The sequence below is a fragment of the Olsenella sp. Marseille-QA0557 genome, assembly GCF_965119725.1.
GTDB classification, from domain to species: domain Bacteria; phylum Actinomycetota; class Coriobacteriia; order Coriobacteriales; family Atopobiaceae; genus Coprovicinus; species Coprovicinus avistercoris.
In genome coordinates this window covers 54,650-76,917 of sequence record NZ_CBCPMI010000001.1, presented here as the reverse complement: position 1 = coordinate 76,917, position 22,268 = coordinate 54,650, and the positions used below count along the sequence as shown (strand labels likewise).

22 protein-coding genes are annotated in these 22,268 nt (G+C 49.3%); all 22 read left to right on the top strand.

The annotated features are described in order from the left end of the window. The first annotated feature begins 25 nt into the window (after positions 1–25). The 22 genes from ACQY6Y_RS00360 (at position 26) to nusB (ending at position 22,267) form a co-directional block, all read left to right on the top strand. Positions 26–1,393, top strand: a complete 1,368-nt coding sequence (locus ACQY6Y_RS00360; RefSeq protein ID WP_428378327.1) for a replication-associated recombination protein A — start codon at positions 26–28, stop codon at positions 1,391–1,393. Between the two features lie 51 nt (positions 1,394–1,444). Beyond that, positions 1,445–2,083 carry a hypothetical protein gene (locus ACQY6Y_RS00355; protein WP_428378326.1) on the top strand — a complete coding sequence of 213 codons (639 nt, stop codon included), beginning with the start codon at positions 1,445–1,447 and terminating at the stop codon, positions 2,081–2,083. Between the two features lie 67 nt (positions 2,084–2,150). Further along, entirely contained in the window at positions 2,151–2,543 is a 393-nt protein-coding gene (locus ACQY6Y_RS00350) for an ATP-binding protein (protein ID WP_428378325.1), read from the top strand. Beyond that, positions 2,533–3,342 (top strand): SigB/SigF/SigG family RNA polymerase sigma factor, encoded by an 810-nt coding sequence (locus tag ACQY6Y_RS00345; protein ID WP_428378324.1) that lies wholly within the window; start codon positions 2,533–2,535, stop codon positions 3,340–3,342. Before ACQY6Y_RS00350 ends, ACQY6Y_RS00345 begins: the two co-directional genes overlap by 11 nt. 39 nt (positions 3,343–3,381) lie before the next feature. Next, on the top strand, positions 3,382–4,779 hold the full coding sequence (locus ACQY6Y_RS00340) for an AI-2E family transporter (protein ID WP_428378323.1): 1,398 nt from the start codon (positions 3,382–3,384) through the stop codon (positions 4,777–4,779). Between the two features lie 333 nt (positions 4,780–5,112). Further along, on the top strand, positions 5,113–8,418 hold the full coding sequence (locus ACQY6Y_RS00335; RefSeq protein WP_428379926.1) for a SpaA isopeptide-forming pilin-related protein: 3,306 nt from the start codon (positions 5,113–5,115) through the stop codon (positions 8,416–8,418). 183 nt (positions 8,419–8,601) lie between these two features. Beyond that, positions 8,602–11,277, top strand: coding sequence for an alanine--tRNA ligase (gene alaS, locus ACQY6Y_RS00330; protein ID WP_428378322.1), 2,676 nt, complete (start codon positions 8,602–8,604; stop codon positions 11,275–11,277). A 1-nt stretch (position 11,278) separates the two neighbouring features. After that, the gene (gene ruvX, locus ACQY6Y_RS00325) at positions 11,279–11,704 is read left to right on the top strand and encodes a Holliday junction resolvase RuvX (RefSeq protein WP_428378321.1); all 426 of its coding nucleotides are present in this window, start codon (positions 11,279–11,281) and stop codon (positions 11,702–11,704) included. 26 nt (positions 11,705–11,730) lie between these two features. After that, positions 11,731–12,945, top strand: coding sequence for an endolytic transglycosylase MltG (mltG, locus tag ACQY6Y_RS00320; protein WP_428378320.1), 1,215 nt, complete (start codon positions 11,731–11,733; stop codon positions 12,943–12,945). A 13-nt stretch (positions 12,946–12,958) separates the two neighbouring features. Continuing rightward, on the top strand, positions 12,959–13,498 hold the full coding sequence (locus ACQY6Y_RS00315; RefSeq protein WP_428378319.1) for a YqeG family HAD IIIA-type phosphatase: 540 nt from the start codon (positions 12,959–12,961) through the stop codon (positions 13,496–13,498). After that, entirely contained in the window at positions 13,495–13,989 is a 495-nt protein-coding gene (locus ACQY6Y_RS00310) for a prepilin peptidase (protein ID WP_428378318.1), read from the top strand. Before ACQY6Y_RS00315 ends, ACQY6Y_RS00310 begins: the two co-directional genes overlap by 4 nt. A gap of 69 nt (positions 13,990–14,058) precedes the next feature. Beyond that, the gene (locus ACQY6Y_RS00305) at positions 14,059–14,613 is read left to right on the top strand and encodes a shikimate kinase (RefSeq protein ID WP_428378317.1); all 555 of its coding nucleotides are present in this window, start codon (positions 14,059–14,061) and stop codon (positions 14,611–14,613) included. Then, entirely contained in the window at positions 14,610–15,776 is a 1,167-nt protein-coding gene (locus ACQY6Y_RS00300; RefSeq protein WP_428378316.1) for a 3-dehydroquinate synthase, read from the top strand. Before ACQY6Y_RS00305 ends, ACQY6Y_RS00300 begins: the two co-directional genes overlap by 4 nt. Positions 15,777–15,785: 9 nt before the next feature. Next, positions 15,786–16,904: a M24 family metallopeptidase gene (locus ACQY6Y_RS00295; RefSeq protein ID WP_428378315.1), complete on the top strand. Its 1,119-nt coding sequence runs from the start codon at positions 15,786–15,788 to the stop codon at positions 16,902–16,904. Between the two features lie 289 nt (positions 16,905–17,193). Then, positions 17,194–18,183, top strand: a complete 990-nt coding sequence (locus tag ACQY6Y_RS00290; RefSeq protein ID WP_428378314.1) for a PTS sugar transporter subunit IIB — start codon at positions 17,194–17,196, stop codon at positions 18,181–18,183. Between the two features lie 19 nt (positions 18,184–18,202). After that, entirely contained in the window at positions 18,203–19,018 is an 816-nt protein-coding gene (locus tag ACQY6Y_RS00285) for a PTS mannose/fructose/sorbose transporter subunit IIC (protein WP_428378313.1), read from the top strand. A gap of 17 nt (positions 19,019–19,035) precedes the next feature. Then, on the top strand, positions 19,036–19,854 hold the full coding sequence (locus tag ACQY6Y_RS00280) for a PTS system mannose/fructose/sorbose family transporter subunit IID (RefSeq protein ID WP_428378312.1): 819 nt from the start codon (positions 19,036–19,038) through the stop codon (positions 19,852–19,854). Further along, positions 19,851–20,024, top strand: coding sequence for a PTS system mannose/fructose/sorbose family transporter subunit IID (locus ACQY6Y_RS00275; RefSeq protein ID WP_428378311.1), 174 nt, complete (start codon positions 19,851–19,853; stop codon positions 20,022–20,024). Before ACQY6Y_RS00280 ends, ACQY6Y_RS00275 begins: the two co-directional genes overlap by 4 nt. 97 nt (positions 20,025–20,121) lie before the next feature. Next, entirely contained in the window at positions 20,122–20,508 is a 387-nt protein-coding gene (locus ACQY6Y_RS00270; RefSeq protein ID WP_428378310.1) for a DUF956 family protein, read from the top strand. 107 nt (positions 20,509–20,615) lie between these two features. Then, positions 20,616–21,179, top strand: coding sequence for an elongation factor P (gene efp, locus ACQY6Y_RS00265; RefSeq protein ID WP_428378309.1), 564 nt, complete (start codon positions 20,616–20,618; stop codon positions 21,177–21,179). A gap of 179 nt (positions 21,180–21,358) precedes the next feature. Continuing rightward, entirely contained in the window at positions 21,359–21,721 is a 363-nt protein-coding gene (locus ACQY6Y_RS00260) for an Asp23/Gls24 family envelope stress response protein (protein WP_428378308.1), read from the top strand. Between the two features lie 6 nt (positions 21,722–21,727). Next, positions 21,728–22,267 (top strand): transcription antitermination factor NusB, encoded by a 540-nt coding sequence (gene nusB, locus ACQY6Y_RS00255; protein WP_428378307.1) that lies wholly within the window; start codon positions 21,728–21,730, stop codon positions 22,265–22,267. Position 22,268 lies beyond the last annotated feature (1 nt).

Genomic DNA, 22,268 nt, shown 5'->3' with positions numbered 1-22,268 from the left:
AGCTGTAAGGCGTACAATTGTTCGAATGGATACGCTCTTCACTAACATAGAACGTTTTAAGCGCAATGAGAACGCTCCGCTGGCTGTGCGCATGCGTCCGCAGACGCTTGCAGAATATGTAGGTCAGTCCCAGGCGGTCGGTCCAGATTCATGGTTGCGTCGTGCTATTGAGCACGACGCGCTCTCAAGTGTCATTTTATATGGGCCGGCTGGCACGGGTAAAACTACCCTTGCTCGGATTGTTGCTAACACAACGCATGCAGAGTTTATTGAAGTGTCTGCAATCACCGGCACTGTCAAGGATTTGCGCCGTGAGATAGAGGCTGCTGAGCAGCGTTTGCTCACCGGAGGTCGCCGTACCATCCTGTTCGTGGACGAAATTCATCGCTTTAATCGCTCTCAGCAGGATGCGTTACTTCATGCTGTTGAGGATCGCACCGTTGTTCTTATTGGTGCCACAACCGAAAACCCTTATTTTGAAGTGAACTCTGCTCTTCTCAGTCGCTCGCGCGTTGTGGAGCTTACGCCGCTTGATGATGCCTCAATTCGGGTCTTAATTGCACGAGCTCTCGAGAGTCCTCATGGGCTTGATGGGGCTTTTGCCCTTGAAGACGATGCCCTTAATGAAATTGTTGCCTTTGCTGGGGGAGATGGACGAGCAGCGCTTACCTCGTTGGAACTGGCCAGTCAGATGGCACTCGCTCCTGGTGAGGTGGCAAGTAAAGACAATAAAGTTCGCATTACTTCAGAGCATGTTCTTGAAGCAAATCCTCGTCGAGGGTTGCCGTACGATAAATCCGGCGATATGCATTACGACATTATCTCGGCATTTATCAAGTCGATGCGTGGATCCGATCCGGATGCAGCACTCTATTGGCTTGCACGCATGATAGATGCGGGCGAAGATCCAAAGTTTATTGCAAGGCGTATTTTCATTCTTGCCTCTGAGGATATTGGTAATGCCGATCCAGAAGCTCTTCTCATTGCTGAAGCAGCTTTTCGTTCCGCGGAAGTTATTGGCTATCCGGAATGTCGTATCAATCTGGCACAAGCGGCGCTGTATATGGCATTGGCTCCTAAATCCAATGCTGCTGAGGCTGGTATAGATGCGGCTCTTGCTGAGGTGCGAAAAGGACCGCGTCGCGAAGTTCCCAATCATTTGCGCGATAGACATCGTCCTGGGTCAGATGCCTATGGATCTTATCTCTATCCACATGATTTTGAAGGCGGCTGGGTGAGCCAGCAGTATCTTCCAGATGGACTTCAACGAGGTGCCTTTTTCCATCCCAGTCCTCGAGGCTGGGAGGCATGGCGCATAGATTCTGTGTTTCGTGACCGAGCGGATGATACAAGCAATCGAGGAAATGCGTCAGATAACTCTACGAATGGGTAGAATCTCTTCAACGTCATCGCAGAATGTGGTGTGCCTATATAGGAGGGTGTCATGGAGTCGACGGTTCTTTTTCTTGCCATTGTTGCTTTGCTTTTAGTGCTTGTTTGGGCTGTCGTTGAATTGGCACTTACTTTGCGCTCTTCACGCAAGGCGGTAAATCATGCTGTTGAGAAGATTGATGGAACGCTTGATGATGTGAGCAGTGTACTTTCTGATGCCCAACCTGTTATACAGCGACTCGACGGCATTACCGAAGAGTTGGAGCCAGCTTCTGCTCGCGTGGAACCTTTGTTGGACAAGGTTGGTACGGCTGTTGATGCCCTCTCGGTAGACCTTGTTCGTGTGGATGATATTTTGACTGATGTTTCAACGGTAACAAGCACGGGTGCCTCTGTTTCAGATGCCGTAACAAAGGCTACAAATGCTGCAGCTGATGGGTTGGTGGGGCTTGCGCATCGCATTACTGGAAAACAACATGCCAGCTCGGATGAGCCGGCACAATTAGCTGCTCCAGAAGACAGCAATTCTCAGGCGGAAAATGCTGAAGCAACACCAGCAGAAGCAGCAAAGCATGAGCGTGGTGAGCGCGTTTATATTACCTATCCAGTTGACGCTGCACCTCAAGATAAAAATGAGGCTCCCCAAAACACTGCTGAGAAAAATGAAGATAATGCAGCTGCAGAGAATTAGGGGCTTGGGTATATAAGCTCACAGAAATATCTAGTGCAAGTATCCTGAAGAGAATTCGAGGACAGTTATGTCAGATAGGGTTGTAGGACTCACTGTTCCTGCTGAGCCATCATTTGCCCGTACCGTGCGTATGCTTGCTTCTAATCTTGCGGTGGTTTGCGGTATGGATGTTGACGATGTTGATGAAGTGCGTATGGCAGCAGAAGAGGGCTTTGTCTTTGCCTGTGCTACGAACACTTCGGGCTGTGAGGTAGCTTTTTCTTTGGATGACAGTCGTATTGATATGACGTTTTCCTTAGGTGAACAGTTTTCTCATGCCTCTGAGGATGAAGAAGAAATACCAGATGCCTTACGTTATGCCGACTTACTTCTTTCAGCGGTTTGCGATGAGTACGAGGTAGATCGAGAGCATAACCTTCTTCGCTTAGCGAAGGTTGCTGGGGGTACGCATGCCGAGTAAGAATGCTGTGCATGAGTCTGCTCGGCGTGGTTCTCGCAGTAAGCTTGCTTGGGATAAAGCTCGGACCCATGAGCTTTTCCGACGCTATAAAGAGCACGGCGATGAGGACGCTCGTGAGCAACTCATAATGAATCATCTCAACCTGGTGCATTTTCTTGCGGCTAAGTTTAAGAACCGTGGCGAGCCGTTAGACGATCTTGTTCAGGTGGGTACCGTTGGTCTTATCAAGGCAATCGATCGCTTTGATCCTTCGCGTGGTTTGGAATTTACCACTTATGCAACGCCCACCATTCTTGGAGAAATCAAGCGTCATTTCCGTGACAAAGGCTGGAGTGTACGCGTTCCCCGTCGTTTGCAGGAGCTCTCTGCAAAGGTAAATCAGGCGACTGAAGAACTTACAAAAGAGCTGCAACGCACCCCATCGGTCGAGGAAATTGCTAAAAGTCTTAATACAAGTGTTGATGAGGTACTTGAGGCAATGGAATCCAGTGGGGCATATAGCTCTGTATCGCTTGAGACATCTTCTTCAGATGAAGAAGATGCACCTTCGATTATCGATCGCTATGCAAGCGAGGATGAAGCGCTTGACTCAGCAGATGATCGTATGGTGATAGAAGATACCATTCGTGATTTCTCGCCGCGCGAACAAGAAGTTATTCGCATGCGTTTTCTTGAAGGGCTTACACAAGTTGAAATAGCTCAACGACTTGGTGTTTCGCAGGTACAGGTTTCCCGTTTGCTACGACGCACTCTTAAGCGGATTCAGGAAAAGATTGACCCGGAGGGTCTTGGACGATAACACTGCAGGTGTTGGTGAAACAATAAGAGAGAAGTAGCCATGCAGCCAACAAAATTTACTTCAGGAAACCGTATCAATACGTGCGATAAACGCAGTGCGCATGTTCGTGATATGTGTGCAAAAGCATGGCTTGTGGTGGGCATTATTGTGCTGGCTGCAGTGGCTATTATGGTGCTCGGTCGCATTTCGAGTGTGCTGCTCTTCCTTGCAATTGGATTGTTAATAGCCTACGTTTCTTCTCCTCTTGTCAATTGGCTTGATCGCCATCATGTTCCCCGTGGGTTTGCGGCACTCTTTGGTGTAATCGCAGTTATTGCATGCGTTGTTCTGCTCTTTGCGCTTGTGATCCCGCTTCTGCTTTCTCAGATGACAAGCTTGTTGCAGAATCTTCCCGAACGCATCTCTTCTATAGGCTCCTGGATAACCAATCTGCAGAACAACTACGATATCGTGCGGCAAATCAGTGAGCATGTCCGCATGGATGAGATAATTCATTCTGTACAAGGTATTTTGGGCACGATGGTTTCCACATTGCTTTCGGCAATAGGAAATGGCTTTGTGCCTGCAGTGAGCAATATTGCTTCAGCTGTTTTTCTTGTTTTTCTTGGCTTTGTCTTTGCATATTGGCTGGTTCTGGATTATCCCAAGATCAATAGGGAAATCTGTCGCATTCTTGGCCCTGGCCGTTCGCATGATTATCAAGTATTAAGCGCTGTTGTTGCTCGTTCAGTTGGTGGTTATTTACGATCAACAGTCGTTAATTCGCTCATCCAAGGATTTTTAGCTTTTGTGGGCTTTAAGCTTGTTGGGCATCCCTATGCAGAAATAATGGGTGTTCTTTCGGGCATTCTGAATTTTATTCCAGTGGTTGGACCAACAATTTCCGCAGCAATTGCTACCGTCATTGCCTTGCTCTATAGCCCTGTCATGGCATTCTGGACTCTTGTCGTAGCGGTATTGTCTCAAAACCTTACCGATAACGTTATTGTTCCAAGGATCAACCAATCCACCATGCAAATTCATCCCGTACTTTCGCTTACGGCTCTGGTGCTGGGCTCTACGCTTCTCGGTACACTCGGCATGGTTATTTCTCTGCCGCTTTGCGCCATCATCAAAGGCGTGTTTGTGTTCTATTTTGAATCAAAAACTGACACACAGATCGTTTCCTATGAAGGCGCTCTTTTCCGCGGTACGCCCTATGTAGATGCACAAGGATCGCCAGTACCTGCTTGTGACGCGGTGGGGGATGATCGTTTTGGCGATTCAGAAATCGCGCCACTTCCTTCTACCGGAGAAGCAATAGCTAAACCTCGTCCGAAGCAGGGCTGGGAGCGTGCTTTGCATCACATGACTCATGCTCATAAAGACACAACTTCTGAGAATACAAATACCCCTTCAGATACAACAGTCGAGGACAATAAGCACGATAATGCATAGTGTATCGAGTGTTCAAAAGGATACGTGCTGATTGAGGCAATGTCACTGAGGTCACTTTATGCAAGTTTATGTAGACCTTATGAATAGATATTTTCAGGTAGAAAAATCTAACCGGATTGGCTCATCTCTCAAATCATTTCAGGGCTTATACTGATAAACAGAGAATTTACTTCTCAATTTTTCCATTTGTTTTATTGGAAACCTGAAGTAGGAGTGAGTGATGGTTGAACGTCTGAAACGACTCGGGGGGGGGTGCACCTCCTTGAGCACCCTCATGTAGTGTGGCGTGCATTAGTTTTAGTGTGTTCGCTTGTTTGGGTGCTTATTGTGAGCATGTGCCCCGCACGAGCGTTCGGTGCAGTTAATTTCAGTGACCATACGGTTCCCGGCGTTACTCCGCGTGGTACTACGATCGATCTTTTTGACTACTGGTTAAACGGTCGTGGAGATCCTGATGACCAGCTAACAGGCCAGCAGGAAATTGGAATTAACTTAGGTCACTCGCTCTTTTTTGGTAAAAATATGGGCCCAAGTGTTGAGGTCCCAGAGGGTCAAACGAGTGCTGCAACAGATGACAATCTCAATAACTATGTTGGAGATCGCCGAGGCCCTCGCGTAGGCATCGTAGAAAATGTGCTCGGAAGCGATGGCTATCCCACACTTGCAGTTGGTAAGACTAAAGGGGAGTCCCTTGCTTACCTCTTTGATCCAGACTATCCCAATTCAGACTATCGGCAGTCTTTCTCGAATGTTAGCGGCCTTTTGCAAGTGGATGATCAAGGCTATTACTACTACGATAGTCACAAAAACTTTGCCCAATTTAATGAAGACACCGATTCTTTTACCCTGTACGACAATTGGGCAGTGAATGAAACAGGTAACTCAAAGCAGGGTCAGTTCTTTCCTTTTAATACGGCAGATCAGGTATTTAATAGCGATGAACTAACGCCAGAAGGCACACTCTCTCCAAAGAGTATTAAATCTATCAACTCTGAGTTGAATCACTACTTTGGTCTTAGTATGTCCACGCGCTTTGTACAGCAAGAGGGTGGACAGACGACCACACCTGATGGAACTCCAATCGATGTGACCTACAACTTCTCCGGCGATGACGATGTTTGGATTTTTATCGACGGCAAGCTTGTGGGAGACCTTGGTGGCAATCATGATGCGGCAGCCATTACGATCAATTTCCGCACGGGTAGGGTCATCGTTTACCGCGATGAAAATATGAACAATGAATATGACGATGGTGAGTCTATCTACACCGACACCACCCTTAAAGACACACTCGGGCTCTCTGGGGATACGCTTGAGGATGGCTCGTATCATACGTTGGACTTCTATTACTTGGAGCGAGGCAATTACGATTCCAACCTCTCGCTGCGGTATAACCTGGTAGCTATTCCCGAATCCGATCTTGTGAAGGTGGATCAGAATAGCAATCTGCTTCCTGGTGCAGGGTTTGAGGTCTACAACACAACAGATGGTATGGAGCCCAGTGCAGATACACTTATCTGCCAAGCTGTAACGGAAGATGATGGCAGTGTTGTGCTGCGCGATAATGAGGGTTACCCAATTACCGTTAATCATCTTTGGGATGAAGGCGTACGGAATATTACCCTGCGTGAGACGCAGATCCCAGCTGGCTACCGCTCAAGCGGAGACATTGAACTCTACCTTAAGCACTACGACGGTAATCAGACAGCAAATCAGCAGGAAGCCACCTTTTTACTCTCTCAAGATCAGTGGAATACGGGCGTTTACGCAGAACCAAAAGTAACAACTTCTGTGCGTGGCTCAATTAACTATGGGGATGACCAATCAGTAAGCGGTAACGAACTCATTACACAGGGCACGCTTTTTGTTGTGGTTGAGAAGTGCGATGCGAATGGAGTATGGCACCCGGTTACGGGTAACGCACTCGACGGTTGGACGGTTGAAGAAGGAACTGGTTCAGAAGCGGCGCTTGATGCGCTTCGTAAAGCAATGGATGGTGAATCCAGCTCTGCTGCGGTCTTTACATTGGGATCAGGAGGCGCATGGCAAGCAGAAATCGAGGAACTGCCCGGGCGTCTCCAGGACTATGTATATTTCAACGGCTCTGGTGATGGTAATGGCACGCTGCGCGGCTGTTATTACTATACGACTGCATCTCGCGACGATCTTGCGAGCGCTGGAGCAGCAAATACCTATGCGGTTACCAATGCCGATAGCTTTACACGCGAGTTTTCTGCACGTCTGTACGTACCCAATATTTTGAATCGCGTTATTGTCCAAAAGATTGATCAAGACGGTGCTCCTATTAACGGTGCAACTATGGGACTCTTCACCGAGAACGATGTGACAATCGATGAGGATGGTGGCTACACCTTGAAGGAAGGCGCCGTTCCAATTGAGGGCTACACGGGTGAGACGCGAACCCTTTCCAAAGCAGATGGTGATGCTATCGACCTTGAGGGTGCTGTGATCTTCACTGGGCTTGAAGATGGTACCTACTATGCTGCTGAGGTAAATGCACCTGGTGGCTACGAGCGGAATATGCGCGCGTCACGCATTACTGTCTCCTCCGAGGGTGTTTTTGCAGATGCTGGAGCAGCGGGCGACGGCGTGACGGTTACTCGCGGTGTTGGACGTCTTGTACGCTCTATGGTGCAGTTTGCAACCGATGATGATGTCGATGCTACCCTGCATGATCTGAGAGCCGTGCGTATGGTGCGTGACGGCAGCGATGCTCAATGGGAAAAGGTTAATGGTGCCGACGATATTCATCTGACTTTCTCGGATGCTGGTAATGCTGTACTTGATTACGACGCCGTAGAAGGCAGTGATCGTCGTTTTACGGTGGATGAAGGCGAGCCGGGTCTTGCGATATATCAGTGTCAAGAGCACGTTACCGAACCGCGACAAAATCTTGAGGACAGGGAGCTCTCTCCACTCTTCACAGGTGTGACGATTGTTTCTATTGAGAACCGCGCATCCAATGTTACGGTGCCGCTTGTTGGTACCAAGACAATGGAAGGCAGAACATTTACTGAAGGTGAAACACTTTCCTTTGGTATTGAGGGTACGTATGAAGGGGCAGCAGAGGGCGTGAATGTGCCGTATCCTAGAAATGCTTCACTCAATGCTGATGGTTCTTCGGCTACCCTTGTTGTAACGCCTGAAGCGGGCACTACGAGTGCGACAGTTGATTTTGGCCGTATTACGTTTGAGCAGCCAGGTACCTATACTTATAAGGTATGGGAGATTGCTGGTGATGATAATTCGGTTACCTACGACGATACGGTCTACCTGGTAAGTTATGAAGTTACGCAGGAAAACAATGTGCTCGTTGCTTCTCCCGCAACCATTACGGTTGAGGGGTCGGCTGAAGATTCTGCAGCATCTACGGACCTTGCGTGGACAAATACGTACAATCCGGATAAACCAGGAGAGCCTGATAAACCAGGCAAACCTGGAGAACCGGGAGAACCTAATAATCCAGAAAACCCCGATAATCCAGGTGAGGCGGGAGGACCTGCGCTGCCTGGTACCGGCGATAGCTCATGGCTGGGCATTCCGGTCTTGCTTGCTGCAGCTGGTTTCGGCGTGGTTGCTCTGGCCGTTGGCGTAAGAGTGCGTCGAATGAGAAAATAGCTTCAGTGATGTAATAGCCAGTCCAAAGCAAACGGTGTAAGCGGGGAGAGACCAAAGGTTTCTCCCCGCTTTATTCATACATCTTTGTCCTTCTCGTTGTGCCTTGGGCTTAAGCGGACAAAAGATAACCTACGCGGTATACTTCTACAGTTGCATAACCTCAGTTGAACACATGGGAGACGCATGAGCACCGCAGATTATAAGACCATGACTACTGCCCAGATCCGTGAAGACTTCCTTTCCTTCTTCGAATCAAAGGGCTGCAAATTGTACCCGTCGTCGTCGCTGGTGCCCGACGATCCGTCACTTTTGCTTACCAATGCTGGCATGAACCAGTTCAAGGAGTATTACCAGGGCATCAAGACAATGGCAGAAATTGGTGCCTGCTCCTGCCAAAAGTGCCTACGTACCAACGACATCGACAACATTGGTGATGCCACGCACCTGTCATTCTTTGAGATGTTGGGCAATTTCTCGTTTGGTGGCTATTCCAAAGCAGATGCTATCGCTTGGGCATACGACTTCATTACTAATCCTGACCACTTGGGGCTTCCGCCTGAGCGTCTTTATATGACGGTCTTTGAAGACGACGATGAGGCAATCGAGCTCTGGCACGAGCAGGGTGTTCCTTATGATCACATTTCCCGCTTGGGTGCAGATGATAACTTCTGGGCCGCTGGCCCTACGGGACCTTGTGGTCCATGCTCTGAGATTTACTTTGACCAGGGCGAGGAATTCGGCTGTGGCAAGCCGACCTGTGGACCTGGCTGTGATGATTGCAATCGTTTTCTAGAGTTTTGGAATCTCGTATTTACTCAGTATGATCGTCAGGAAGACGGCTCGATGCCGGAGCTTCCTCATCGCAATATCGATACGGGCATGGGTCTCGAGCGTATTGCTGCTATCATGCAGCACAAATCGACCAACTATGATGGCGATCTGTTGCAGAGTCTTATTGGCGTAGGCGTGCGTTTGTCTGGCCATGCGTATGGTGACAACCCTAGCGCTGATCGCAGTCTTCGCATTGTTGCCGATCATGCTCGTGCAGTTACCTTCATGATTGGCGATGGTATTTTGCCAAGCAATGAAGGAAGGGGTTACGTCCTTCGCCGCTTGCTGCGTCGTGCGGTATATCATGGCCGTCTTCTTGGTATTGAGGGTGCGTTCTTGTCCGAGTATATCGGTGAGGTTGTGCGCCTGATGGGCGATACCTATCCGGAGATTCAGGAGAATCGTGCGCTCATTGAAGGCATTGTTCACGCTGAGGAGGAGCGCTTTATCTCTACGCTTGATGCTGGTGAGAAGAACCTGCTCGACGAACTTCATGCTTTAGAGGCCGGCGCTCAGCTTTCTGGTGAAGTTGCCTTTAGACTGCATGATACGTACGGATTTCCTATCGATCTCACCCGAGAGATCTGCGCCACTTCTGGTCATGAAGTGGATATGGATGCCTTCAATCGTGAGATGGAAGCACAGCGTGAGCGTGCTCGCGCAAACGCTAACCGCGATGCATGGGGTGCAGCAAACGATGTGTGGGTGGCGCTTTCCGATAGCTATCCTGCAACCGAGTTCTGCGGTTACGATACCAATGAACTTGATGGGGCAAAAGTATTGGCATTAGTTTCCGACTCCCAGGTAGTTGATGGTGCCTCGGTAGGAGAAGAAGTCTCTGTTGTGCTCGACCGTACGCCGTTTTATGCCGAGATGGGCGGTCAAGTTGGGGATACCGGCGTCCTTGAAGGAATTGGCGGCGCTTTCAAGATTGAAGTGCGCGACACAAAACTCCATGCCGGTGGAATTGTTGCTCACGAAGGTGTTGTTGTTCAGGGAACAGTCGGTCCCGGAGCTCTCTGTGTTGCTGCAATAGATGTCCATCGTCGAGAGCTGATTCGTCGTAACCATACGGCAACGCATCTTTTGGATGCTGCGCTTAAGCGTGTTTTGGGTGAACATATAAGCCAGGCTGGTTCGCTGGTTGCACCTGATCGTCTGCGCTTTGACTTCACGCACTTTGAAGCGGTGACTGCTGCAGAGCTTGCAGAGATTGAGAAGCTCGTTAACGAAGAGATTTTTGCTGCAGAACCCATTGTTACCCAGATTATGGGCATCGAGGAAGCAAAGGCTTCCGGAGCAGTGGCGCTTTTTGGTGAGAAGTACGGCGATGTTGTTCGTGTTGTATCCACCGGAGAATCGGATATGCCCTTTAGCCGTGAGCTCTGTGGTGGCACGCATGCTCATTCAACAGCAGAGCTTGGTCTGTTTAAGATCATCTCTGAATCCTCTGTTGGTTCAAATGCTCGCCGTATAGAAGCTGTCACCAGCGAAGGCGCTCTGGCATATATCTCCGAACGTCTGACGCTGCTTGATGAGGTTGCTACTCGTCTTAAGTGTCGTCCGGAAGATGCTCCTGCACGTGTTGATGCCCTTCATGACCAGGCACGTACTGCAGAAAAGAAATTGCATGAGGCGCTTACAGGTGCAAACTCAGGTGGTATTGAAGAAGCTCTTGCCTCTGCTATCAAACTTGCAGACTACGACTGTGTTGTTGTCCGCCGCGATGGCTTAGATGCTAAGGGTTTGCGCGAGGTATGGGATGCTATTCGTGATAAGGCAACAGGTCCTATTGCGTGTGTGCTTGCCACCAAGACGCCAGAGGGTAAAGTCGCTTTGCTAGCTGCTGCGGATAATAAGGCGGTTGACGCCGGCTTTGCTGCTGGAAAGCTTATTAAAGAGCTCGCTGGGTATGTTGGTGGCCGTGGTGGCGGTAGGCCAAATATGGCTCAGGCTGGAGGCGCCAACGCACAAGGCATTGACGAAGCACTTGCAGCTGCGCGCAGTGCTCTTACGCAGGATTGCTAACGTGCGCATTATGGCGCTTGACATAGGAAGAGTGCGCGTAGGGATTGCAATAAGCGATCCCTCCGAGCGAGTAGCTTCACCAGTTTGTGTTTTGCCAGCTGCTGAGGTACTCGCTCACGCCTCTTCTTTTAGGCGTGTTTTGGAAGATTGGGAACCCGAGCTTTTAGTATGTGGGCGTCCGCTGACACTTTCTGGAGAGTTGGGTCCACAGGCTGAAGAAGCAGTAACACATGCCCAACAAATTGCTAAAAATTGCGGTCTTCCGCTGGAGTTTGTGGATGAACGGCTGTCCTCAAAAGAGGCAAAGCGTATCCTGCATGAAGAGGGGCTTTCAGAACGTGCAATGCGCGGCAAAGTAGATATGGTTGCTGCATCATTGTTTTTGCAGACCTGGCTCGATTCACGCAAGCAGGTTTCGAGTAACTAATACGGTTATCTCTGAAAAGGAGTTTCATGGCTACACGTCGTACGCTTGCGCATGGGACATCGCGCACGACACGCAAGGCTTCTCCGCGAGTATCTGCTCGCACGACAGCATCTAGCCATCGTCGTTCATCCTTATCAACGCATACAACACGTCGAGCACACTCTCGTCATCGGACGCAGCAACCCTCACATCTTCCCGTTTTAGTTGGAACAATCGCAGCGCTCATCGCTCTTGTCCTCATAGTTTTTGTCGCCTGTTCGGTTTTGAATGGTTCTGAGAAAAATGCAGGGGTGCCTGCAGGCCAGCAAGTTACCATTACCATTCCTGAGGGCTCAGGAGCGGCAACCATTTACTCTGAACTGAGTGAGGCGGGAGTTCTTTCTAGCCAGGATGAGTTCTACAAAGAATTGCGTGCGCAGGGTGCTGAGCAAAACCTTAAGAGTGGCACATACTCCTTTGTCACCGGAGAAGATGTTTCTGATGTCGTAAAACAGCTGGTTCAGGGGCCTAACACCACTGAGTCGCGCCTTGTTGTTGCAGAAGGACTTACTGAGGCACGTCTTGCAAGCGAGGTTGAGTCGTCCTTAGGGATTCCGCAGGATGTTTTTCTGGCTCAGGCAAAAGCTTCAAACTATGTGAATGATTATCCTTTCTTGTCTGAAGCGCAGGACGATTCGCTTGAAGGTTTCCTGTATCCCAAGACATACGATTTTTCAGGAAAAGAAGTAAATGCCGATACGGTAATTCGTGCGATGCTCGATCAGTATCAGGCAGAGGTTGTGCCGCTCAACCTTGATGCGGCCGCTGCAAATATTTCATCTGCTTATGGTATTGAGCTTGACGGTTATGACATTCTTACCATTGCTTCAATTATTGAACGCGAGGCGGTCACAGATGAAGATAGACCGCTTGTTGCATCGGTATTTTATAACCGTCTGAGGGATGGTATGCCGCTTCAAAGCGATGCTACTATGGGGTATGTAACTGGTGGAGAAGTAACCGCTGACGACCTGAAACAGGAAAGTCCGTACAATACTTACCTCAATCAAGGGCTGCCTCCAACGCCCATTTGTACTCCGAGCATGGCATCTATAAAGGCGGCAATGGAGCCGGCATCTACGGATTACCTGTACTTCCTCATTATTGAGAATGGCAACTATTCAAACCACACCTTCTCGAAGACCTATGAGGAACATCAGGCGGCAATTGATAAAGCTCTGGCTGATCAAGCAGCTCAGTAAGTAGGGAGTGTCTGTGGCCATCCTAAAGGCGTGGCGCTACGTTTCGAGCGTTCCAGCAATTGATGTAGATGAGTTAGCCCATATTGGCCTTCGAGCAATCCTGCTCGACCGGGATAATACTTGTGTTCCCAGAGATGCAGAGCATGCCCCACAGGCCGTACTCGACTGGCTTGACCATGCGCGCGAGCTCGGTCTTGAGCTTTGTTTGGTCTCGAATAATTTCCATTCAACTCAGGTGGCACAGTCGGCGCGCGAGCTCGGTGTCCAGAAGGTTGATCATGCCATGAAACCAGCGCCTTTTGCCATTTGGACAGCGTTGAAGCGTCTTGGAATTCCACGCGAGGCGGCAGTGCTGGTGGGGGACCAAGTGTTTACTGATGTTATGGCTGGCAATTTGGCAGGAGTGCGTACTATACTCGTACGACCTCAGTCGCGTACTGACCTTTTCTATACGCAAGCGTTTCGCGTTGTCGAGAATATTGTGCTCTCTGGAGTAACCTTTGAGCAGGATGATGATTCGACATCTGAGAAAGGGGATACTACCCGTTCGTGATTATTTTGGTTGCGATAGCGTTCCTTGTTGGTCTTAAGGATGCTCGCAACCGAGAAATACCTAACACGTTGTCAGGTGTGCTTGCTCTTTTTGGCTTGTTGCTCCAACTCATTCGGTTGCTTCTACAAACTCATTTTTTGCCGATGAATGTGGTGGGGTTTTCTTCGGCATCTATTCCGCTTATACGATTTGTCCGCATGCTTCCTTCACCATCGGAGTGCATAATTTTCGCCTTTGTTACCTTGAGTATTTTGACGGCACTAGAGCTCTCTATCCGTTCTTTGAAAAATGTTACCGGCCTTGGATTTGGTGACATTAAATATCTTGCTGCTTGGGCAACAATTCTTGGCTTTTGGGTTCTCTTTATCCTGTGTGCGGGCTGTTTATTGGGTATGTTGTGGGCCCTTAAAAGACGGCAGTCAACCTTTGCTCTCGGACCGTGGCTTTCAGGTGCTGCACTCTTTCTCTGTTGCATTTTCGTTGCACTGTGAGGTACCACCGTATGATGTCTGCCGCTGTGTCGGATGATAAAATCATGCGTATACAGGCGGGAGCATGCGATGCAAGTTTCGAGCAACAGAAAGGGCTATGTGAGTCACGAGGGGTGTGACCACATCTTTTTCGTGGGCTTCCTCGGTGCAGGTAAATCTACCGTTGCACGAAATTTGGGCCGCTTATTTGGACGTGCGTACGTTGACACCGATAGGCTTGTAGAGCTTGCATGCCATGAGTCGGTGGCGCAAATATATGAAGCAGAAGGTGAAAATGCGTTTCGTGATGCCGAAACCGTGGTGCTCCGTGGCCTTGCTCGACGTAAAAGCCTTCTGGTAAGTTGCGGTGGAGGTATTGTAGAGCGTCGGGAGAACGGGCAATTGATGGCGCATATGGGAACCATTGTTTTTCTCGATGGTTGTCTTGATGATTCTTTGCGCCAGATAAGAAGTCTTTCTCGCCGTCCAGAACTTACAACTTTGGATGATGCGCCTGCTCTTTATGAGCATAGGCGTCCGCTCTATGAAGCGGTGGCAGACGTCACTATAAGTATTACTGGAAAGACATTCGACGAAGTAGCTCAGGAAGCGGGCTGCATTCTGTGGGAGAGGGGTTTGCTATGAGCGAGGAGACTTTTGGCGCAGTTCTGGTAAAGCGTCAAACTATGGCCTTGCCTGGAACATCGTGCGATTTGCGCATGGGACATGGTGCGCTTGATTCGATGGGCAAGGAGCTGCGTTCTCTTACCGGTAAACCAAGATTGGCAGCTGCATTTATTGGCGAAGGTGTTTCAGAGGAAATCTCTCAAGAGGTTCGTCGCCAGCTCTCAGACGGAGGATTTAATGCTGTCATACTTGCATCACCAACCGACAAGAGCTGTACGCTCAAATCGGCTGAAGAGCTTATAGAGCAGCTCGATGCTGCAGGCATTACTGCCGACGATGTCATACTTGCTGTTGGGGATAGCAAGACTTTAGGATTGGCATCGTTTGTAAGCGGTGTTTGGTGTGGAGGAACCCCACTTGCGGTTGTTCCTACCGATACGTTTGCCTTGCTGGAAGGTATTGCCTCTCCGCGAGCGTTGGATGTTGAGGATGGCCGCGGTCGCATGATATCTGTGAAAACGTATCCTCGCATGGCATTTTTCGATTTGGATCTTCCTGGGTTGGTTGAGGGCGATGCTTTTGAGGCAGCTCTCGCCTTGAGTGTTGCAACTGCCGTATGTGACGGAAATGATGCGCTTGCCTCACTTGCAGGTGATGCTGAATCTATAGCTGCTGGCAATGTTGATGTTTTTGCGACACATCTTCTTGAGCTTGTTCGTTCTCGCTGCAAGCTGGCATCTGCAACGTCGCTTGCCATGCGTCAGGCACTTTCCTATGGCACAGTGTTTGCTCGCGCGCTTAATGAGCTGGTGGAAGGTTGTCCGGAAGCAGTACTTATTGCAGAGGATCTGCGATTCTCTTCGCGTTTGGCAGTCGGTTGCGGTAAAGCCAAAATAGACCTCGTGTATGCTCAAGATGCTTTGCTCGAACGTTTTGGTTTAGGCGAAGTTGCCTGTGATGTATCAGCTCAGGAGCTTACCGATGCTGTAAGAGCAGCTTGTTTTGCTCATTCAAATAGATTTATGTTCCCATTGCCCGAAGCCATAGGCCGTGTTCGTTTGTCTTCGATAGACGATGATGCGTTTGCGGCAAATATTGCTGCTTGGTGTGATTCACGTGTTGACCTTTTGGCTGATCTGGATGAGAACGACGTAGTGTCTGAAACAGCGTCTGAAGAATAGGGGACAGGTATGGGAGTAGCTGTGGATACGTCTGAACGTATTGCGCGCTTGCGTCAGTTAATGTCTCAGCGGGGATACGATGCGGTGGTAGTGAGAAATATCCCCGATTTGCGCTGGTTAACGGGAGCAGCACAGACATTCGACGAAGAAGTGGCACACGTCGCCTTTATTACGGAAAATCAGCTGTGGTTTCATACCGATTCGCGCTACTACAACACACTTGTTGAGCGGTTGAATGAGGCGTGGCTGCTTGATCAGGAGCGCATAAGTCCTGCTCAATGGGTGGCTGCACGGGTAGTTGAAACGCGTGCGCGTGTGGTGGCTCTTGAAGATACATGTGATCTTGCCTTTTTTGATGCGCTTGGAGAAGCGCTATCGGCACGTTCGGTTGCTTGCTTAACACCTCGTTTACATGGTGATATTCGTCGTTTGCGTATGGTAAAGGATGAAGAGGAGCTAGCCCTCATTCAGCAGGCACAAGATATAACCGACAATGCGTTTGCACATATTTGCGAGTTTATTCGACCTGGTTTGACTGAGCTGGAAGTCCGAGCAGAGCTTGAGGGTTTTATGCTTTCGCACGGGGCCGATGCTCTTTCATTTCCTTCAATTGTTGCTTCTGGCCCTCAGGGCGCCAATCCACATGCCCGTCCAAGTGATCGCGTAATTGAGGTTGGCGATCTTATCGTTATGGATTACGGTGCCGCCGTACATGACTATCACGCTGATATGACGCGTACGGTTTGTGTTGGCGCCGCTACAGATGAGCAGCGTAAGGTCTATGAGGTGGTGCGTGAAGCTCATGAGACGTGTGCTGCCGCAATTAAACCAGGATGTATTGGCTCCGAGATTCATGAGCTGGCCTGTAAGATAATTGCTGAGGCGGGCTATGGAGACTACTTTGGCCATGGTCTTGGCCATGGTGTTGGTCTTGAAATACATGAGTGGCCCAGTTTGGGTACTGCTTGGCATGAGGAGCTGCCAGCAGGCTCTGTTGTAACTGTTGAACCTGGGATTTATTTACCAGGCAAATTTGGCATTCGTCTTGAGGATTTTGGCGTTGTTACAGATGACGGCTTTTCGCCATTTACTGCCTCAACGCATGATCTTGTCTGTTTAGAGGTTTGAGAAACACAAGCTGGTTACATTTGAATTACTCGTTTGAAATAGTTGCCTGGTACAACTATTGGAAACAAAAAATTGCGCATTTTACTATACAGGTAGAACGCAAATTTAATCCAAATGTGATCTGTGAGGTATCTTTACAAATTCTTCATACTCATTCATAATTCCTTCATGTGTATTATCCGGAACAATGAGCTTCTTCACCCTTTTCAGGTGGTAGCAGAGTGATGATGTTTTGCTTCCGGCCGTAAGTTGTTTTGTAAGCCACGAGTAATGATGAAAAGGAGGAAGAATGGTCAGCATTGTCCTTGCCAGCCACGGTTCGTTTGCTGAAGGCATCAAAGAGTCTGGTCAGATGATCTTTGGTCCGCAGGAAAACGTTGCGGCTGTCGTGCTTACCCCAGACATGGGCCCAGACGATATGCATGGGAAGTTGCTGGATGCTATCGCCACATTTGACGATCAGGAGCAAGTCCTGTTCCTCGTTGATCTGTGGGGAGGCACTCCCTTCAATCAGGTTTCTCGTCTGATTGAAGAAGAGGGTCATCCAGGTTGGATCGCTATGACCGGCCTTAACCTTCCAATGCTCGTTTCTGCCTATGGCGCGAGGATGGGTGCAGAAACAGCTGAAGATGTGGCTAAGGAGATCTTCGAAGAAGCAAGGTCGGGTATCCGTACAAAGCCTGAGGTTGCTGCTGCTCCTGCTGCAGCTCCTGCACAGGCATCGGCTCCAGCCGTTGGCGCTATTCCGGAGGGTACGGTACTCGGTGACGGTCACATTAAGTTTGTCCTTTGCCGTGTAGACACTCGTTTGCTTCATGGCCAGGTTGCCACCACCTGGACAAAGCAAACCAATCCCGATCGCATCATTGTTGTTTCTGATGATGTTGCTCACGATGACCTTCGTAAGACGATGATCATGCAAGCAGCCCCTCCAGGAGTTAAGGCGCACGTCATTCCTGTTAACAAGATGATTGAGGTTGCTCACGATCCACGTTTTGGTGCCACAAAGGCGCTGCTGCTCTTCGAGACACCCCAGGATTTACTGCGTTGTGTTGAGGGTGGTGTGGACATTAAGAAGGTCAATCTCGGCTCTATGGCTCACTCTGTGGGCAAGGTCGTTGTCACCAACGCTATTGCTATGGATCAGGATGATGTCGATTGCCTTGAGAAGCTTGCTGCAGAAGGCATTGAGTTCGACGTTCGTAAGGTCCCCAGCGATTCTCCTGAATCGTTTGATGCAGTGATGAAGAAGGCCAAGTCTGAGCTTGCCGCGTCCTAATGAAGGAGGGTTTGACTAAATGTCGATTATCACGGTCGTACTGATCATCATCGTCGCCTTCCTGGCAGGCATGGAAGGTATTCTCGATGAGTTTCAGTTCCATCAGCCGCTGGTTGCCTGCACGCTCATCGGCTTGGTGAGCGGACACCTCACCGAAGGTATTATTCTGGGCGGCTCCCTGCAGTTAATTGCTCTTGGTTGGGCAAACGTAGGTGCAGCAGTAGCGCCTGACGCCGCTCTCGCCTCAGTTGCCTCTGCCATTATCATGGTGCTGGCACTTGATGGCGGTACAGTTGATCCCCAGACTGCAATCAATACTTCTATTGCAGTAGCAGTGCCTCTTTCTGTAGCAGGTCTGTTCCTTACTATGATCTGCCGTACCCTTGCTATTCCTATTGTCCACGCAATGGATGCGGCAGCTGCAAAGGGCAACTTTGGCGCTATTGATGCTTGGCAGATTATTGCTATTGCTATGCAGGGCGTCCGTATTGCCATTCCTGCAGCAGTTCTGTGCTTCGTAGATCCTCAGATTGTTACCAATGCACTCAACATGATGCCTGCTTGGCTTTCTGGTGGCATGGCTGTTGGCGGCGGCATGATTGCTGCAGTCGGTTATGCCATGGTTATCAATATGATGGCAACAAAGGAAACCTGGCCGTTCTTTGCTCTCGGCTTTGCTGTTGCTGCCATTAGCGAGCTCACCCTTATCGCTCTCGGCGTTATTGGTGTTTCCCTTGCTCTTATCTACCTCGGCCTCAAGGAGCTTGCACAGTCCAATGAGGGAGGTGGCGGATCGGGTGATCCGCTTGGCGACATTTTGAATGACTACGAGTAGGAAGGGAGGAGAGACTTATGGCAGAAGAAAGAGTTGCTCTTACTAAGCGTGATCGTCTTTCGATTGCATGGCGCCATCAATTCCTGCAGGGCTCGTGGAACTACGAACGTATGCAGAATGGCGGCTGGTGCTATTCGATAATCCCCGCTATTAAGAAGCTTTATAAGGATAAGGACGACCAGATTGCCGCGCTTAAGCGTCATATGGAGTTCTACAACACTCATCCTTATGTTTCCGCTCCTGTTATGGGCGTAACGCTCGCCCTTGAGGAGGACCGTGCAAACGGCGCTCCTGTAGATGACGTTGCAATTCAGGGTGTCAAGGTAGGCATGATGGGCCCGCTGGCTGGCGTTGGTGACCCAGTATTCTGGTTCACGCTTCGTCCAATCCTTGGTGCTCTTGGTGCATCATTTGCACTTTCCGGCTCCATTATTGGCCCACTGCTGTTCTTCTTTGCTTGGAACATCATTCGTATGGCATTCCTGTGGTACACCCAGGAATTTGGCTATCATGTGGGCACTTCAATTACTAAGGACCTCTCCGGTGGTCTGATGGGCAAGATTACCGAGGGCGCTTCCATCCTTGGTATGTTTATCATTGGTTCTTTGGTTCAGCGTTGGGTATCCATCTCGTTTACCCCGATCGTCTCGTCGGTACAGCAATCGGTTGGTTCCTACATTGTGTGGGAGACACCAACAGATCCTTCAGTGCTGGCTGAAGTTCACAATACCGGTGTGCCGATTATCTCTGAGGTCATCCAGAATGATGGTGTCGCAGCAGGTATTCGTGAGCTCTCACTCAGTTCTCATCCCTTGGTGCCAATGCACTTGATGTGAATAAGGTCACGACACTGCAAGCTAACCTCGACTCTCTTATCCCGGGCCTTGCGGCTGTTGGTCTTACCCTTCTGTGCTGCTGGTTGCTGAAGAAGAAGGTCTCACCGATCGCTATCATCCTGGCCCTCTTCGTTGTTGGTATTGTTGGCCGTGTGCTTAACTTCATGTAAAAAAGCCATACAATAACGATAGGCTGTTCGCGCCCCATCTCGAGATTTCTCGGGTGGGGCGCAGTCTCATCCAGACAGTTTCACCTAAGGGGAATCAATGGCACAGTCCCAAAATAGTTCAGTTGACCTTACTATCAAAGCAACTTCATTCCTTGGTCTTGCAAGCTATGGCGACCTGATGATAGGAAACAAAGCGCTTGAGTATTACAACGAAAAAAACGTTGAAGACTATATACAAATTCCTTGGAGTGAAATTGACCATGTGGCTGCTTCGGTCATGTTTGGTGGAAAATATATTTCTCGATTTGCCGTGTTCACAAAAGAAAACGGTACCTATTCATTCTCAACGCGGGATAACAAGCGAACTTTGCGTGCCATGCGCCCCTATGTTCCAGACGATCGTCTCGTACGATCCCCAACCTTTTTCCAGGTTATTGGGGCAGGCTTGAAGCGACTCTTTACTGTTCGTAAGAAAAAAGGGTAGTTTGACTGACGAATGTTGTGCAATCTGAGCGATAGAATACATCGCGCTATAATAAAGAACGGACAGTATGAGTCCTACATGGGTTTAGTACGAGAAAGTGAGTAACTGTGGCAACCATTAGCACTGCAGATTTTCGTAATGGCATGGGCCTTAAGATCGATGGTAAGTATTACACCATTGTTGAGTTTCAGCATGTAAAGCCTGGCAAGGGCGGCGCTTTCGTACGCTATAAGATCAAGGATCTGCGCGATGGTCGTACGATTGATCAGACATGCAACGCTGGTACAAAGTTTGAGAGCGTACAGCTCATCACAAAGGAGATGCAGTATCTCTACAGCGATTCAGACGCTTACTACTTCATGGATATGGAAACATATGACCAAATTCCTGTATCCACCGATTATATTGGCGACAATGCTAAGTGGTTCAAGGAAAACGATATCTGCCAGCTGCTTTATGCTGACACAGAGCTTCTCGGTGTCAATCCTCCAATGTTTATTGAGGTAGAGGTAACCGAGACGGATCCTGGATTTAAGGGTGATACTGTACAAGGTGGCACCAAGCCTGCAGTTATCGAAACGGGTGCAACGGTTCAGGTGCCGATGTATCTCAACCAGGGCGAGCGTATTAAAGTCGATACGCGCACCGGCAAGTTTGTTCAGCGTCTCTAAGCGAAGAGCGCATCACTACTTTGTTATGAATCGGCTCGCCTTTTAGTGCGGGCCTTTTCATTCGTGTCTTATCGATGCTTATTGGGTATTTATCGATGTAAGGTCTTATACTAAAGGCAATTATTGCAGTCTCGGTCCGGGCCACTCGCTGAGTGTGTTCGGTGCTTGAAAGGACTCTCATGGAAGACAGCGAGATTACACTCTCCGGCATCGGTATTTCCAAAAGTGTTATTGCCCAGATTGTTTCGACAGCTGTTGAGAAGGTCGAGGGTGTTGCACGTGTTGGGGGCAACGATATTGCTTCAGGTCTTGTGTCGGTTTTTACTCGTAAATCCCTGCAATCCAGCCGTGCAGTTGAATGTGAAACAGATGAAAATGGCTTAATTGTGACCGTACATCTTGCGGTTTTCTTTGGTTACGTGTTTACTAAGCTGGCTGAACAAGTCCGCTCTGCTGTGGTGCGTGCCATTTCCGAGCATGTAGGGGTCGAAGTCTCAGCTGTTAATGTCTGCATCGATAGCCTCGTGTTTCCCAAGGAGTAACTAACTTTGTCTCGCTCTCATCTAGTCGGGCGTACACTCGCTCGAAGCCAGGCCCTGCAAGTTCTCTTTCAAGCAGAGGCCACCGGTCGTTCTGTCGATGATGTTCTCTCAGGTTCATATGTCCTAACAGGACGCTCTTCTGGTGTTTCTCACGTGGAGACAGATGAAGAGGATGGTTTGGCAGTATTTGCAGGCCCGATTGATTCCTTCGGTGAGACTCTCGCACGCGGAACCGGGGCAATGATTCCTGAACTCGATCGCATTCTGTCTCAGTTCTCTGAGAACTGGGATGTATATCGCATGCCAGCGGTAGATCGTAATCTCTTGCGCCTTGCCCTGTATGAGCTGCTTTATGTTGATGAAGTTGCAATTGCAGTTACCATTTCTGAGTCGGTAGAGCTTGCAAAGGCATATGGCACTGATGAATCCTCCCGTTTTATCAACGGTGTTCTTGGTGCAATTGCCACTGCAATTGATGAGGGAAAAGATCTCTCTCATCCTGTAGCATCCTCAGAGGTTCCGGTAACTAATGAGATTGGCGAGTAGA